The sequence below is a fragment of the Serratia sp. YWN4 genome, from assembly GCF_055790845.1.
In genome coordinates this window covers 2,853,281-2,868,521 of sequence record NZ_CM147696.1, presented here as the reverse complement: position 1 = coordinate 2,868,521, position 15,241 = coordinate 2,853,281, and the positions used below count along the sequence as shown (strand labels likewise).

Genomic DNA, 15,241 nt, shown 5'->3' with positions numbered 1-15,241 from the left:
ATATAAATCCATACGTTCGTATTGAAAAGGGGTTTTCTTAATGGGGCGTCAACGAAGCATCGATCGTGACAAAGTGCTGGACGTGGCAGAGGAGATCGTCGCTACCCAAGGTGCCGCTGGGTTAACCATTGATTCAGTGGCGAAAGCTATGGGGATTTCCAAAGGTGGAGTGCAGTACTGCTTCGGGAATAAAGATGCCTTGATTGACGCCATGTTCGAACGCTGGGGCAAGGCTTATGACCGGGTGTTTGACAGCATTGCGGGCAGCGATCCGGCACCGGTTACCATCGTGCAGGCACATATGCAGGCCACTCGCAGTTCCGATCAGGCATCGAGCGCCAAGGCAGCCGGGCTAATGGCCACGTTAATACAGACGCCGGAACATTTGGACAGCACGCGGGAATGGTATCGCGGCCGCATCGCAGGATTGGATCTGAACACTGAGCAGGGCAAAAAAGCCCGGCTGGCATTTTTAGCCACCGAGGGGGCTTTTATGCTGCGGTTTTTTGGCTTTATGGATATCGACCAGCCAGAGTGGGACGATATGTTTGCCGATATGCAAAAGTGGGTTCTCAATGAAATGGTTCAACATGATTAACCTATCGCAGTGATAGGTGGCGGCCACATCATTCGGGGAGTATGTTTAGCCAATAACTATTTATTAAACAAGAATTCCCTCGAAGAACCCACTTAGCCAGCCACCTCCGTGCTGGTTTTTTTTTGCTTAAAATACCTGCTTGAAGGGCTTTATTGTAACATCAGCATACACGCCAGCGGCGACGTAAGGGTCTTGCTCTGCCCAGGATTTTGCGGCTGCCAGAGACGCGAATTCTGCGATCACGGTGGAACCGGTAAAACCGGCGCTGCCGGGATCGTTGCTATCGATCGCCGGGTTAGGGCCAGCAACCACGAGTCGGCCTTCATCACGCAGCGCCTGTAGGCGCGCCAGATGGGCTGGACGAGCTTCCAAGCGTTTTTCCAGTGAGCCGGGTACGTCTTGTGCGTAGATCAGATAAAGCATATTTCACCTTTAAAATCATTGCTATAGAACGGTGAGGTAAAATTAGCGTAAAACCGGGGGCAAGGGAACGCTAATTCGCACAATTTTGTGCAGATGGAAAAGAAAGGTTAAAAATTGGTGTAAAAAACGCAGGATAAAGGCAGGTAGAGGTTAATATCCCCATGAGTTTGCTGGTTTTAGTGGCGATTAAAGCGATAGTTCGTCTTTCTTTATTGAATATGATAACCATTTGCATTTAAACTTGGCGGACCAGAGGAAAAAGAATCATTATGCCGCTAAAAAAGATGTTCCTTATTCGCCGTTTTTCCGTGCCAATTGTTCTCTCCGTTGGCTTGCACAGTGTCTTGGTGGCCACCTTGCTTTATGCTTCGGTAAAAGAAGTGATGCAGTTGCCGAAGCAGGAAGATGCTCCAATCAGCGTCATGATGGTCAATATGACCGCGCTGGCTGAGCCACCACCGCCTGCGGCTGCGGAGCCCGAGCCACAGGTAGAGCCTGAGCCGATCCCTGAACCATTGCCGGTGCCAGTAGCGATCCCGAAACCCGAGCCTGAAAAACCTAAGCCAAAGCCCAAGCCGAAGGTTGAAAAAACGGTGAAGCGTGAAGTGAAGAAAGCCGAACCGCGTGAGCCTTCTCCTTTTGAGAATGATTCACAGGCTAAACCGATCGATAACGCCCCGATCAAACAGGCACCTGCCGCGCCAGCTCCGGGTAACTCGCGCGAGTTGGGGCCAAAAGCGTTGAGCCTGTCTAAGCCGATGTATCCGCCACGGGCATTGGCGTTGCAAATTGAAGGTAAGGTGAAAGTGCAGTTTGACGTCGATAGCGATGGGCGGGTGACGAATCTCCGAATCCTGTCGGCAGAGCCGCGCAACATGTTTGAACGTGAAGTGAAGCAGGCGATGCGCAAATGGCGTTATGAACCTAAAACGGCACAGAACCTGACAAAAACCATTATCTTCAGAGTGGATGGATCAACCGATCTGAACTGATTGCGCCTGAGAATAAAAAAGGGCTGCCTGGTTTATCTGGCAGCCCTTTTTAGTGTTTCTGGTACGCTTATTCTTCGGCGTCAGCGCGGAGGTTCATTTTACCATCCGGCAGGGCGCGAGGGCTGCCAGCCGCATCTACCGCGACATAGGTGAATACCGCTTCGGTGGCACGATAGCGCTGGCCAATCGGGGCAGAGGATACCTTCTTCACCCACACCTCAATGTTAACGGTAATCGAACTGCGGCCGGTACGGATGCAACGGGCATAGCAGCAGACCACATCGCCAACCGCCACCGGTTTCAGGAAGGTTATCCCGTCGACGCGCACGGTCACCACGCGGCCTTCGGCAATCTCTTTTGCCTGGATTGCACCGCCAATATCCATTTGCGACATCAGCCAGCCACCGAAAATATCACCGTTGGCGTTGGTATCCGCTGGCATTGCCAGCGTACGCAGCACCAGCTCTCCGCTGGGTAAAGGTTGTTGTGTCATCACTGTCTGCTTATCAAAAAGGAATCAAATTAATACTGCCCACGGTAAATACCGCGGGCATTAACACTGGCTATTTTTTTTGTTCTGCTGGCATATGCCGATAAATATAGACACCACTCAACAGGGTAAAGACCAACGTCAGCGCGGTCAGGCCAAAGACTTTGAAGTTGACCCAAACGTCTTGCGGCAACCAGAACGCCACGTAGATATTGGCCAGGCCGCAGGCGAGGAAAAACACCGCCCAAGCAAGGTTGAGGTTGCCCCAGACCTTATCCGGCAGCGTCAGTTCTTTACCCAGCATGCGCTGGATCAGCGGTTTTTTCAGGATCAGTTGGCTGACTAATAGCGCCAGTGCGAACAGGGTGTAGATCACGGTGACTTTCCACTTGATAAATAAGTCATTGTGGAACACCAGCGTCAAGGTGCCAAATACTGCCACCATCGCGAAGGTGATCAGCGTCATCTTCTCGACCTTGCGATATTTGATCCAGGTAAAGACCAAAGCCAGGGCGGTTGCAGCGATCAACGCGCCAGAAGCAACATAAATATCGTAGAGCTTATAAAAAGCGAAAAAGACAATAAGTGGCAGGAAATCAAGAAACTGCTTCATAAATCAATCCATCAAAGGTTCATCGGCCGACTATACCGGATTCGGCGTGATCTGTGTACTGCGGGAAAGTGCTGATTATCGGCGTTTGGCCATCGGATTTCCGCTGGTTAGGCAGGAATTTGCATAACCTTACGATTCTTATCGTGGATTCATGGCGTGTGCGGCTCGTACAATCGCCCAGTAAACGCAATAATAGACCGATAATTTACCATGGAAAATAGCTATGCAGTGGAAATCTCTCCAGGCGCTGACGCCTGGTTTGACACATTTGTTAGGGTATGAACGCAGTTGGTTGAAGTCAGATATTCGTGCCGGATTGTCGGTAGCGGCAGTGGCGCTGCCGGTGGCCATTGCTTATGCCGAACTGGCCGGTGTCAGCCCGGTAGTGGGGCTTTATTCCTGTATTTTGCCGATGATTGCCTATGCGATTTTCGGCTCATCACGCCAATTGATTATCGGCCCGGATGCGGCCACCTGTGCGGTGATTGCCGCCGTGGTGACACCGCTTGCCGCGGGGAATCTGGAGTTGCACTGGCAGCTGACTATCATGATGACCGCCATGATGGGGGCATGGTGCCTGCTTGCCAGCCGCTTCCGACTGGGAGCGCTGGCCGATTTATTATCCCGGCCGATTCTCAATGGGCTGCTGAACGGCGTGGCGGTGACCATTATTGTCGATCAAATCGGTAAGGTGACGGGATTTGGTACGCATCCAGCGCAACTGATCGAACGTATTTATGCGTTACCCGGTAACTTATTGCACAGTGACTGGCTAACCATCGGCGTTTCTTTGCTGACGCTATTAATGTTATTTGGCGTTAAAAAGCTACGGCCGAACTGGCCTGCGCCGCTGTTTGCCATCGTATTGGCGACCTTTGTCACCTGGGCCGGTGATCTGCAACAGCACGGTATTATCACCGTTGGTGGTTTCAGCGGCATGTTGCCCATCGTCCAGTGGCCAGATTTTCAGCCAGGATTGCTGCGTGACATGGTGATCCCGGCATTGAATCTGGCGGTGGTGAGCTTTGTCAGTATGATGCTGACCGCCCGCAGCTTTGCAGCAAAAAATGGCTACGAGGTGAATGCCGATGCGGAGTTCCGCGCGCTGGGCCTGGTCAACATTGTTTCTGCGCTGTCACAAGGGTTTGCTATCAGCGGTGCCGACTCGCGTACGGCGGTAAACGATGCTAACGGCGGCAAGAGCCAGTTGGTTTCGATCATTGCCGCCGTGGTGATCGCCATTGTGTTGTTGTTCCTCACCGAACCGCTACAGTTTATCCCTGTTGCGGGCTTGGGCGTGGTGCTTATGTATGCCGCCTGGTCGTTGATCGATATCCGGGGGATCTGGATCTTGCGCCGTCGCAACGCGCAGGCATTTCGTCTGGCGGCCTTTACCTTCCTTTGCGTGTTGCTGGTGGGGGTGATCAGCGGTATCGGCCTGGCGGTTTTACTGGGATTGATGCAATTCTTGCGCACCGTCTTTCGCCCAACCGAGCAATTGCTGGGGGTTAACGACGAAGGCATGATCCACTCAATGGGGAATAACAACGGCGTGAAGGCCGTTTCAGGCGTGATGATGTATCGCTTCAATTCACCGCTGACCTATTTTAACGTGGCTTACTTCAAGCGCCGGATCCTCAACTTGGTAGACGGCACGCCGTTCCAGCCACGTTGGGTAGTAATTGATGCGGTTGCCAGCTTTACCCACGCAGATATCAGCGTGTTGGCGGCAATTGATGAACTGAAACGCGATCTGTTACAGCGTAACGTAAAATTGGTGCTGGCAGGGCGGCGTACCGAACTGACGCGCTGGTTCCGTATCAACCGGGTAGGGCGCGATCAGGATCTGATTCTGGTGCCTGACCTTTATCTGGCTCTAAAGCTGATTCAAAGTAAGGAGCAGGCGGAGCCCACTGCGGCATTGTAAGCAAAAAGGGCACGCCGAAGCGTGCCCTTGACATATCCAGCGAATAATCAGTCGCGCAGTAGCATATACAGGCGGGACAGATAAATCAGCAGCAGTGCTGAAACCAGATTGCTCAGTGCGGTCAACACCACGCTGGCGACGTTTGGCGTCAGAACAGACAGATGGCTGACCATAAACAGCACCAGCAGTTTGGCCGCCAACCACAGCATCATCGCCGGAACAATCACGCGAGCGTTAGCGAAGGCCAGCTTGCAGCTCAATTTCATTGAGGCAAACACGCCTTTTTTGTCAGCAAGCGAAATCACCGGTGCCAGCGAGAATGAGATCGCCAGGATCACACCGGGCACGACGAACAGCGTCAAGCCAAGTTGGGTCAGCAGGGTGCAGACAAACAGCAGCAGCAGTAAACGCGGCAGTTGCGGCGCAGAGATGCCGATAGCGCGCAGTGCACTGGTACGCTCGCCTTGAGAAATCAGGCGGATCAGCGTCAACATCCCACCCACCAGCAGTACGTTACCTACCAGGGCAGAAAACGTCGCGGCAGCGGAGACTTTTAACAACACCATTTGTTGCTCTGGTGTCATTTGCTGAATGATTTCCTGAATGCCCATACCGGCGGTCGAGGTAAAATCACTTTCCGTCGCACTCAACAGTTTCAACTGCTCAACGTCAGGACTGAAAGCCTGATTGAGCAGCACTGAAATAAGCCCGGTCAACAGAGCCAGCAAGAGGATGCTGGCCAGTTGATTACGGAAAAAGTTAAAACTGTCACGGTACAACGTGTTGGCCGTGATAGGCATGCAGACTCCTTGGCGTCGAGAACAGAGATAAATCAGTGGGCGATTGTACCCTGTTCCGCGCCGCTGTGGCACCCCGTGAGTTGCGCAGTGCCTATTTCTTCGGCGATTAGCCTATTCGGCACCGGCAATAGCAGGGGTGGCAGGTTATAACCTGCGCGGGCGCGATCGCAGGCCTCATTATGCAGGCCATTATCCCAGGATTGCTCGAACTCGCGGCACGTGCTTGGTCGGTTAAGGTAGATCGAACAGGAGACAGCCCTACCGATCTCACCTTCCAGTGCTTTACAGTGTGGAGATCGGCTATTGGTGCCCTGCATACAGCGCAGGAAAAGGGGCAATGGTTCAGTCACCGATAAAGGAACGGTGCCGCCGCCGTCTTCCGCTTCGGCCCAATAGAATGACACTCGAAAATATCCGCAGCATGCGCCGCAGCTGATACAGGGATTTTGAATTTCGCTCATCTTGATTGCTCACGGATTCCTTGCGGGCACGAACCAAAACCAACATGAATGATGAAGCTACTCAGCAACCATTTCTTTAGCAACTGAAATTTAAGTGTGTATCATTTTTGCAACAAGCGGCCTTTTTTGATTTAGATCAATTCTTGATTTATTAGCGGCTTAGATATCCTTGTTTTTGGTATGAATTTAAATTTTTACACATAAGATGTGATCTCGATTGGATCATAAATACCCGTTAATAGGTATATTCGTCGAGACTGTAAACCACACAAATGGAATGGATAATGAAAAAGACAACTCTGGTGGTATTGGCGGCTATGATGGCGCCCATGTTGGCAAGTGCGCATCAGGCAGGTGATTTCTTGTTCCGTGCGGGCGCTGCAACGGTGCGTCCAAATGCGGGTTCAGATAATGTTCTTGGTCAGGGATCGTTTGATGCCAACAATAATACTCAGTTGGGTCTGACTTTCGGCTATATGGTCACGGACAATATCGGTGTTGAACTGTTGGCAGCAACGCCGTTCAGCCACAAAGTGTCCCTGAAAGGCAGTGCTGTAAACGGTGATATCGCCACCATTAAACATCTGCCACCAACGCTGATGGCACAGTACTATTTCGGTGAAAAGCAGGACAAACTGCGCCCTTATCTGGGCCTTGGCCTTAACTACACCATGTTCTTTGATGAAAAATTCAATGACTATGGTAAGAGTGCTGGGTTGAGCAATCTGGATCTGAAAAATTCCTGGGGCGTAGCGGCGCAGGCCGGTCTGGATTACAACCTGGATAAGAACTGGATGTTGAATATGTCGGTATGGTGGATGAATATCGAAACTCAAGTCCGCTTTGATGCTGGTGATCAACATCAAAATATTGATACGCGTCTGGATCCGATCACATTTATGTTCGGGGCGGGTTACCGTTTCTGATGTAGTTTTTACAGGGGAGGCACTGCCTGGTGCCTCCTCTTGTATTATTCGATTTGCCTATCGTTTTACAAACCTACTTTGAACGCGCCTCGTTACCGGGCACAACGGTTGCACCCGGTGATTGAGGGGGATCAGGCGTGGGTAGCCGCTTTCATTTCTCGCACAAACTTGCCAAGTTTAACCAGCATCTCTGCGGGCTGCGCCTGATTTTGTTCGATGATTTTGACAATTGCCGAGCCGGATATGGCCCCGGCAGCGCCAGATTGCAACGCGCCTTTCACCTGCGAAGGTTCAGAAATGCCAAAGCCCTGCAGCGGCGGTGCCGCATGATATTCCCGCAGTTTGTTCACCAGATGATGCAGTGGCAACTGCGCACGGCTTTCCGTGCCGGTGACCCCAGCGCGCGACAGCAGATAGGTATAGCCGCGGCCATGAGAAGCGATCTCACGCAGCAGATCGTCGTCAGCATTCGGCGGGCAGATAAAGATCGGCGCGATGCCGTGGCGTGCCGCCGCTGCGCGGAACGGTGCAGACTCTTCAAACGGAACGTCGGCGATCAACACCGAATCCACGCCCACTTCTGCGCAACGCTGATAAAAGTCGTCGATGCCTTTGTGGAATACCAGATTGGCATACATCAACAGGCCGATGGGAATAGTGGGGTGTTTCTGGCGGATCGCCGCCAACATTTCGAAACAGTGGGTTGGCGTTACGCCAGAGGCGAAAGCACGCAGGGCCGCACCTTGGATCGTCGGGCCATCCGCCAGCGGATCGGAGAACGGGATCCCCAACTCCAACGCATCGGCCCCGTTTTCCACCAGGGTATCGATAATCTGCAACGATAACGTTGGGTTAGGATCGCCCAGGGTGACAAACGGCACGAACGCGCCCTCTCTGTTGCCTTCCAGGCGTTTAAACAGCTGCTGGTAACGTTCCATCAGATTTCTCCCCGAGCTTTCAGAATATCGTGAACGGTAAATATGTCTTTGTCGCCGCGGCCGGACAGGTTAACCACCAGAATCTGCTCTTTTTCCGGCGTTGCACGGATCATTTTGAGCGCATAGGCCAAGGCGTGGGAAGACTCCAACGCCGGGATAATGCCTTCGTGGCGCGACAATTCTTTGAAGGCTTCCAGCGCCTCATCATCGGTAATCGACACGTATTCCGCGCGGCCAATGCTGTTCAGATACGCATGCTGTGGCCCAACGGAAGGGAAATCCAGCCCGGCAGAAATTGAGTAAGACTCCTCGATCTGCCCTTCAGAGGTCTGCATCATCGGGGATTTCATACCGAAGTAGATGCCGATATGGCCGTGTTTCAGCGGCGCGCCATGCTGACCGGTTTCGATCCCCAGACCAGCGGGCTCAACGCCAATCAGGCCAACGCTGGCGTCGTCGATAAAGTCGGCGAACATGCCAATAGCATTGGAACCGCCGCCAATACAAGCCAGCACCGCATCTGGCAAGCGGCCTTCGCGCTCCAGCATCTGGGCTTTGGTTTCTTCGCCGATCATGCGCTGGAACTCACGCACGATGGTTGGATAAGGGTGCGGGCCTGCGGCAGTGCCGAGCATATAGTGGGCTGTTTCATAAGTGCCAGACCAGTCGCGCAGCGCTTCGTTGCAGGCATCTTTCAGCGTGGAAGAACCGCTGTGCACCGGGATCACTTCTGCCCCCATCAGGCGCATACGGAATACGTTTGGCGACTGGCGTTCAATGTCTTTTGCACCCATATAGATGCGGCATTTCAGCCCGAGCAGCGCACAGGCCAGCGCCGAAGCTACGCCGTGTTGACCGGCACCGGTTTCCGCAATGATCTCGGTTTTGCCCATGCGCTTGGCAAGCAGCGCCTGACCCAGTACCTGGTTGGTTTTATGCGCACCGCCGTGCAGCAGATCTTCACGCTTCAGGTAAAGTTTGGTTTTGGTGCCCGCGGTCAGGTTTTTACACAGCGTCAAGGCGGTTGGGCGACCCGCGTAGTTTTTCAGCAGATCGATAAACTCTGCCTGAAACTCCGGATCGCGCTGTGCGCTGACAAAGGCTTCTTCAAGTTGTTTCAGGGCCGGCATCAGAATTTGTGGCACATACTGACCACCAAATTCGCCGAAGTAGGGGTTAAGCAGCGTCATGATGTTTCCCGTTGTTATCCGTTAAATTTATATTCGCAATCAGTAAGCGCGCAGAGCCTGGAATACCGCCGCCAGACGTGTGGCATCTTTGATGCCGGGCTGGCTCTCTACGCCGGAATTAAAGTCGAGGCCCGCGCAGCCGAGCTGGGCGGCGGCAGCGCAGTTGTCTGCGCTCAAACCACCGGCCAGCATCACATTGCTCAGGGTTTCCCCTTGCAGGAGCGCCCAATCGAAGCGCACCCCAGTACCACCGGCACCGTTATCCAGCAGATAACGATCGACATGTTGCAGATCGCGCGCGGGCAGGCTGCCTTTCACACTTAAGGCTTTCCAGATCTGGCAGGCAGCGGGCAGTTTGGTACGCAGGGCATTGATGTAAGCCTGGTCTTCTGCACCGTGCAGTTGCACGGCATGCAGGCCGAGTTGTTCAGCGGTTTGCACCAGGGTATCGAGCGGTGCATCGCAGAACACGCCGACGTATTTCAGCGGTGCTCCGGCAATCACTTCGCGGCCACGGGCGATATCGATGCAGCGCGGTGAACGGCCAACGAAGATCAGCCCACCGTAATTGGCACCGGCCTGATAGGCGGCGGCGGCATCCTGCGGGCGGGTCAGACCACAAACTTTATTATCACCGAGGATCACCCGGCGTACCGCGCTGCGCAGATCGCCTTCCGACATCAGCGCACTGCCGATCAGGAAGCCGTTGGCAAAGTGGCTGAGTTCACGGATCTGGCCGTAGTTGTTGATCCCCGATTCGCTGATCACCGTAACGCCCTGCGGCACCTGTGGGGCTAAGACGCGGGTGCGGTTGAGATCGATAGAGAGATCGCGCAAGTCGCGATTGTTGATGCCGATCACGCGGGCTTCAAGCTGCACTGCACGTTGTAATTCGTCTTCGCTAATCACTTCGGTCAGCACGCCCATGTTCAGGCTATGGGCTACGCTGGCCAACTGACGATACTGTTCATCATTCAAAACCGACAGCATCAGCAGAATGGCATCGGCCTGATAATAGCGCGCCAGATAGATCTGGTACGGGTCGATAATGAAATCTTTGCACAATACCGGCTGAGTGATGGTTTTGCTCACCAGCGGCAGAAAATCGTAGCTGCCCTGGAAGTATTTTTCATCGGTGAGCACGGAAATCGCCGAGGCAAAATCCTTGTAGACCGAAGCAATTTCCACCGGATCAAAATTCTCGCGGATCAATCCTTTAGAAGGAGATGCCTTTTTACATTCAAGAATAAATGCCGTTTGGGGCCCTTGCAGCGCCTGATAAAAACCACGGTTGCTTGGGACGATGTCATTCTGAAAGCTGGCCAGTGGCTGTTGTTGGCTTCGTGCCGCGACCCATTGCGCTTTATCACGAACAATCCTGTTGAGCACGGTTTCCTGCTGCATTACTTATCCTCTTGCTGCCAAAGCGGTAACACGGCTATAGGCCTGCCCGCTGTGAATCATGTCCAATGCCTGTTGCGCGTTGTGGCGCAGATCTTCCTGCCCAAATAACTTCATCAGCAGCGCGACGTTAGCGGCGACCGCTGCGGCGTGAGCCGGGTCACCGTTACCTTGTAACAACCTTGCCAGAATGTCACGATTTTCTTCCGGTGATCCGCCCAGCAAAGAATCCAGCGAATGGCTCGCCAGTCCGAAGGATTGTGGCGTCAGTTGATAGCTTTCAATCTCACCATTATTCAGCTCGGCGACGTGGGTGGTGGCATGAATAGCGACTTCATCCATCCCGCCGCCGTGCACCACGGCAGCACGGCGATAGCCCAGTACGCGTAGGGTTTCGGCGATGGGTAGCACCAGATCCGGGCTGTAGACACCAATCAGCGCCAGCGGTGGGCGAGCCGGGTTAATCAGCGGGCCGAGCACGTTGAACACGGTGCGGGTTTTTAACTGTTGACGTACCGGCATCGCATGGCGGAAACCGGTGTGATACTGCGGCGCAAACAGGAAGCACACGCCAAGTTCGTCTAACGCCTGGCGCGATTCTTCGGCCGGTAGATCCAGGCTAATGCCAAACGCCGCCAGCAGATCGGACGAACCCGAACGGCTGGATACGCTGCGGTTGCCGTGTTTGGCGATTTTGGCACCGCAGGCCGCAGCGACAAAGGCGCTGGCCGTTGAGATATTAATGCTGTTGGTGCCGTCGCCGCCGGTACCGACAATATCCGCAAAGTCATAATCTGGCCGTGGGAATGGCAGCGCATCATCCAGCAGCGCTTTGGCCGCGCCTGCAATTTCTTCAGGGCGTTCGCCGCGGATCTTCATGCTGATCAGGGCAGCGGCCAACTGGCTGTGCTCTAGTTCACCGCGCATGATGGCGCTGAACAGTTGTTGGCTTTCCTGCTGGTCCATCGACTCTGATCGATACAGCTTTTCAAGAATAGGTTGCATAGTCATTTCTCTTAATTATTTCGCCAGAGCCCAGGCGAGAGTCTGCTCAAGCAGACGCGCACCCTGGGTAGTCAGAATTGATTCGGGATGGAACTGGAAGCCACAGACGCGGTGCCGATCGTGGCGAACCGCCATCACCATGTCAGCGAAACGGGCGTTTACCGTTAGCTCCGCAGGGATATTGCTGCCGACCAGCGAGTGGTAGCGGGCAACCGGCAGTGGATTGGGCATACCGGCAAACATGCCTTCGCCATCATGCGTAATGGCAGAAGCTTTGCCATGCAGGATCTCACCGGCCTGGCCAACGTGGCCGCCGTAGGCTTCAACAATTGCCTGATGGCCGAGACAGATACCGATAATCGGCATCTGGCCGCGCAAGCGTTGCAGCAGTTCCGGCATGCAGCCAGCCTCTGCCGGGGTGCCGGGGCCGGGTGACAGCATCAGCACCGGTTGTTCCATCTGCTGAAGCCGATCAACGATGAGATCGGCGGCAATCTGGTTACGGTAAATCACCACCTGATGACCACTGGCGCGCAGTTGGTCAACCAGGTTGTAGGTAAAGGAATCGACGTTATCGAGCAGCAGGATATCGGCCATTAGAACACCTCCTTGGCCTGATGCGCGCTGGCGATGGCACGCAGCACGGCGCGTGCTTTATTACGGGTTTCATCGGCTTCTGCCTGGGGAACGGAGTCCAGCACCACACCGGCACCGGCTTGCACGGTGGCAATGCCGTCCTCAACATAGGCTGAGCGGATGACAATACAGGTATCGAGATCGCCGTGAGCGGTGAAATACCCCACCGCGCCACCGTAGCTGCCACGGCGCGAGCCTTCAGAAGCCGCGATTAACTGCATGGCGCGCACTTTCGGTGCGCCGCTCAGGGTGCCCATATTCATACAGGCCTGATAGGCGTGTAGCACATCGAGATCGGCGCGCAGGGTACCGACCACGCGGGAAACCAGGTGCATCACGAAGGAGTAACGGTCGACTTTGGTCAAATCTGCCACATAGCGGCTGCCCGCTTCGCAGATGCGCGCCAGATCGTTGCGCGCCAGATCGACCAGCATTAAATGTTCGGACAGCTCTTTATGATCGGTACGCATTTCCAGTTCGATGCGGCTGTCGAGATCCAGATCCAAAGAACCATCGACACGACGGCCGCGCGGACGGGTACCGGCGATCGGGTAGATTTCGATCTGGCGGTTGCTGGCATCGTATTTCAGCGCGCTTTCTGGGGAAGCACCGAACAGGGTGAATTCATTATCCTGCATGAAAAACATATAAGGACTTGGGTTGCTGTCTTTCAGCGTCTGGTAAGCGGCCAGCGGGGCCGGGCAGGGCAGCGAGAAGCGGCGTGAAGGCACTACCTGGAAGATTTCGCCATGGCGGATCGCCTGTTGCAGTTCGCTGACCACCGCGCCGTATTCCTCATCGCTCTGGTTACAGCTTAATTGCATGTCTTCCAGTTTTTGCTGGGGAATCGCTTGGGGAACCTGCTCTAATTGCGCCTGAATCTGTTCAAGGCGCTGTTGCAAACGCTGTGTCTCGCTGCTTTCACCGGTGAATACGCTGGCCTGCAAGCGGGCAATGCTGCCTTGATGATCGAGAACCAGCAGGGTTTCTGCCAGATAGAAGCAGAAATCGGGGCAACGCTGGTCGTGGCGCAACTCCGGCAAATCTTCGAACCCGGCGACCAGATCGTAGGCAAACAGGCCGCCAAGCAGCATGGCTTCGCGCTCATCGGCCGGGGCATCAACCAGTGCCAGCAAGGTACGCAGTGAGTCGAAAACCGACAGCGAACGCAGGCGCGCATCTTCATCCTGCACGGCGTCGATGGCAGGGAAGGTCAATTCACGACCATTAGGGCGCACCAGAGTCTGCACTTCCGCCGGGAGGGCGTTATCCAGCAACGGTAACAGCGCAGCGCCATTGATCGTCAGTGCCTGAATGGTGACCTTACGGCCCAGCGCGGTGATGCGCAGGGCGCTGTCGATCACCAGCAGGCTTTTCAGGTTTTGCTTGCTGGTGATATCTGCCGATTCCAACAGCAGGGTGGCCGGGCGAGCGCCACACAGCTGGTGGAAAATCGCCGTGGGATCACCCCGGTAACCGGCCTGCGCCGTCAGCAGTTTAAGTTGTGGCTTGGTGTTCATCATCGGTGGTTCCAGTTAAATTTTGTCCGTAAAAAAGCCCGCGTTACCAGCGGGCTTAGGGAATCTGCAGTGTCAGATGACAGGTATGCGTGATTACTCCGCCCGTAAAAGGGAGGTACGCCACCAACGAAAAAGAGAAGTTTGCTTAATCATCTTATGCTCTCTTGCTTATCATCCAGCACGGTCAATACCGTGAACTTGTGTACTAGTAAACTAGTTCGAGAGTGTAAAGTCAACCCTCTTTTCACACAGCAGCTTAGCTTCAGGCGTTAAATATTTTCATTAACCTTAATAGCTGACGGGGCGTTGAGCGTGGAAGGCGCAGGGATAATAGATTTCCGTCCAACCCCGCATAACGGTTATGATAGAAAGCCAAGCCATTGCAGGATATTTCTTTTGACAGACAGCAGCCCACAGTCTTCCGCTTTTACCTTGTACGATCTCCATAGCCATACCACTGCCTCCGACGGCTACCTGACGCCGACGCAACTGGTGCAGCGTGCGGTCGAGATGCGCGTTGGCGTGTTGGCGATTACCGATCATGACACCATTGACGGCTTGGCAGAGGCCGCAGCGGCGATTGCGCAACAGGCGTTACCGCTGCAACTGGTCAACGGGGTGGAGATTTCCACCCTGTGGGAAAACCATGAGATTCATATCGTTGGTTTAGGCATGGATATTACCCATCCGGCACTGACCCAACTGCTGGCCGAGCAGACGCAGCGCCGTAATCTGCGTGCGCAGGAGATTGGCGTGCGGCTGGCAAAAGCGCGCATTCCTGATGCTTACAGCGGAGCACAGCAACTGGCGGGGGATGGCGCGGTTACGCGTGGTCACTTCGCCCGCTATCTGGTGCAAACCGGCGTGGCCGATAATATGGCGCAGGTATTCAAGAAATATCTCGCCAAAGGGAAAACCGGCTATGTTCCGCCACAGTGGTGTACAATAGAACAAGCTATTGATGTGATTCATCAATCTGGTGGGCAAGCCGTGATGGCGCACCCTGGCCGTTACGAACTGACGGCCAAGTGGCTCAAGCGTTTGCTGGCACACTTCGCCGAAAGCGGCGGGGATGCGATGGAAGTGGCGCAGTGTCAGCAGGCGCCGCATGAACGCACGTTGTTGGCTAAATATGCCCAGGATTACCAATTATTGGCGTCACAGGGCTCTGATTTTCATCAGCCCTGTTCGTGGATCGAGCTGGGGCGGAAACTGTGGTTGCCCGGCGGCGTTGAGCCGGTGTGGCGTGATTGGCCGCAGCAGCCGAAAACCGCCGCCCAATAAGCTTTTGCGTTGCCAGCATGTATCATTTTCAGGAGTA

The 15,241-nt window shown here is 54.3% G+C and carries 16 protein-coding genes and 1 other annotated feature; of the genes, 5 read left to right on the top strand and 11 right to left on the bottom strand.

Annotation, left to right across the window (positions count from 1 at the left end):
• The first annotated feature begins 40 nt into the window (after positions 1 to 40).
• Positions 41 to 598, top strand: coding sequence for a TetR/AcrR family transcriptional regulator (locus ACX9GT_RS13630; RefSeq protein WP_473187306.1), 558 nt, complete (start codon positions 41 to 43; stop codon positions 596 to 598).
• A 126-nt stretch (positions 599 to 724) separates the two neighbouring features.
• On the opposite strand, the gene ACX9GT_RS13625 is transcribed toward ACX9GT_RS13630, so the two are convergent.
• On the bottom strand, positions 725 to 1,021 hold the full coding sequence (locus tag ACX9GT_RS13625; RefSeq protein ID WP_473187305.1) for a YciI family protein: 297 nt from the start codon (positions 1,019 to 1,021) through the stop codon (positions 725 to 727).
• 269 nt (positions 1,022 to 1,290) lie between these two features.
• Here ACX9GT_RS13625 and tonB point away from each other — a divergent pair, with 269 nt between their 5' ends.
• The gene (gene tonB / locus ACX9GT_RS13620) at positions 1,291 to 2,013 is read left to right on the top strand and encodes a TonB system transport protein TonB (protein WP_473187304.1); all 723 of its coding nucleotides are present in this window, start codon (positions 1,291 to 1,293) and stop codon (positions 2,011 to 2,013) included.
• A 67-nt stretch (positions 2,014 to 2,080) separates the two neighbouring features.
• Here tonB and yciA read toward each other — a convergent pair whose 3' ends face one another.
• Positions 2,081 to 2,506: an acyl-CoA thioester hydrolase YciA gene (gene yciA / locus ACX9GT_RS13615; protein ID WP_473187303.1), complete on the bottom strand. Its 426-nt coding sequence runs from the start codon at positions 2,504 to 2,506 to the stop codon at positions 2,081 to 2,083.
• A 70-nt stretch (positions 2,507 to 2,576) separates the two neighbouring features.
• Complete coding sequence (locus ACX9GT_RS13610) at positions 2,577 to 3,116, bottom strand: septation protein A (protein WP_473187302.1); 540 nt, start codon at positions 3,114 to 3,116, stop codon at positions 2,577 to 2,579.
• Positions 3,117 to 3,339: 223 nt separating this feature from the next.
• Here ACX9GT_RS13610 and ACX9GT_RS13605 point away from each other — a divergent pair, with 223 nt between their 5' ends.
• A complete protein-coding gene (locus tag ACX9GT_RS13605; RefSeq protein ID WP_473187301.1) occupies positions 3,340 to 5,043 on the top strand; it encodes a SulP family inorganic anion transporter in 1,704 nt (567 codons plus the stop codon).
• A 47-nt stretch (positions 5,044 to 5,090) separates the two neighbouring features.
• Here the strand turns inward: ACX9GT_RS13605 and ACX9GT_RS13600 are convergent, their stop codons facing one another.
• Positions 5,091 to 5,843: a YciC family protein gene (locus ACX9GT_RS13600; protein WP_473187300.1), complete on the bottom strand. Its 753-nt coding sequence runs from the start codon at positions 5,841 to 5,843 to the stop codon at positions 5,091 to 5,093.
• Between the two features lie 32 nt (positions 5,844 to 5,875).
• Entirely contained in the window at positions 5,876 to 6,304 is a 429-nt protein-coding gene (locus ACX9GT_RS13595; protein WP_473187299.1) for a YkgJ family cysteine cluster protein, read from the bottom strand.
• Between the two features lie 284 nt (positions 6,305 to 6,588).
• Here ACX9GT_RS13595 and ompW point away from each other — a divergent pair, with 284 nt between their 5' ends.
• A complete protein-coding gene (ompW, locus tag ACX9GT_RS13590; RefSeq protein ID WP_473187298.1) occupies positions 6,589 to 7,230 on the top strand; it encodes an outer membrane protein OmpW in 642 nt (213 codons plus the stop codon).
• Between the two features lie 131 nt (positions 7,231 to 7,361).
• Here the strand turns inward: ompW and trpA are convergent, their stop codons facing one another.
• Genes trpA through ACX9GT_RS13560 form a run of 6 tightly spaced genes read right to left on the bottom strand, consistent with a single transcriptional unit; the run spans position 7,362 to position 13,923 of the window.
• Positions 7,362 to 8,168 (bottom strand): tryptophan synthase subunit alpha, encoded by an 807-nt coding sequence (trpA, locus tag ACX9GT_RS13585; RefSeq protein WP_473187297.1) that lies wholly within the window; start codon positions 8,166 to 8,168, stop codon positions 7,362 to 7,364.
• The gene (trpB, locus tag ACX9GT_RS13580) at positions 8,168 to 9,358 is read right to left on the bottom strand and encodes a tryptophan synthase subunit beta (RefSeq protein WP_473187296.1); all 1,191 of its coding nucleotides are present in this window, start codon (positions 9,356 to 9,358) and stop codon (positions 8,168 to 8,170) included. The genes trpA and trpB overlap by 1 nt, the downstream gene beginning before the upstream one ends.
• Positions 9,359 to 9,397: 39 nt before the next feature.
• Positions 9,398 to 10,762 (bottom strand): bifunctional indole-3-glycerol-phosphate synthase TrpC/phosphoribosylanthranilate isomerase TrpF, encoded by a 1,365-nt coding sequence (gene trpCF / locus ACX9GT_RS13575; protein WP_473187295.1) that lies wholly within the window; start codon positions 10,760 to 10,762, stop codon positions 9,398 to 9,400.
• 3 nt (positions 10,763 to 10,765) lie between these two features.
• Positions 10,766 to 11,764, bottom strand: coding sequence for an anthranilate phosphoribosyltransferase (gene trpD / locus ACX9GT_RS13570; protein WP_473187294.1), 999 nt, complete (start codon positions 11,762 to 11,764; stop codon positions 10,766 to 10,768).
• A gap of 15 nt (positions 11,765 to 11,779) precedes the next feature.
• The gene (locus tag ACX9GT_RS13565; protein WP_473187293.1) at positions 11,780 to 12,361 is read right to left on the bottom strand and encodes a glutamine amidotransferase-related protein; all 582 of its coding nucleotides are present in this window, start codon (positions 12,359 to 12,361) and stop codon (positions 11,780 to 11,782) included.
• The gene (locus ACX9GT_RS13560) at positions 12,361 to 13,923 is read right to left on the bottom strand and encodes an anthranilate synthase component 1 (protein WP_473187292.1); all 1,563 of its coding nucleotides are present in this window, start codon (positions 13,921 to 13,923) and stop codon (positions 12,361 to 12,363) included. The genes ACX9GT_RS13565 and ACX9GT_RS13560 overlap by 1 nt, the downstream gene beginning before the upstream one ends.
• A 25-nt stretch (positions 13,924 to 13,948) precedes the next feature.
• Positions 13,949 to 14,052, bottom strand: a sequence feature (Trp leader region).
• A gap of 264 nt (positions 14,053 to 14,316) precedes the next feature.
• Between ACX9GT_RS13560 and rnm the strand changes: the two genes are divergently transcribed.
• Positions 14,317 to 15,204 carry an RNase RNM gene (gene rnm, locus ACX9GT_RS13555; RefSeq protein WP_473187291.1) on the top strand — a complete coding sequence of 296 codons (888 nt, stop codon included), beginning with the start codon at positions 14,317 to 14,319 and terminating at the stop codon, positions 15,202 to 15,204.
• The last annotated feature ends 37 nt before the right edge of the window (positions 15,205 to 15,241 follow it).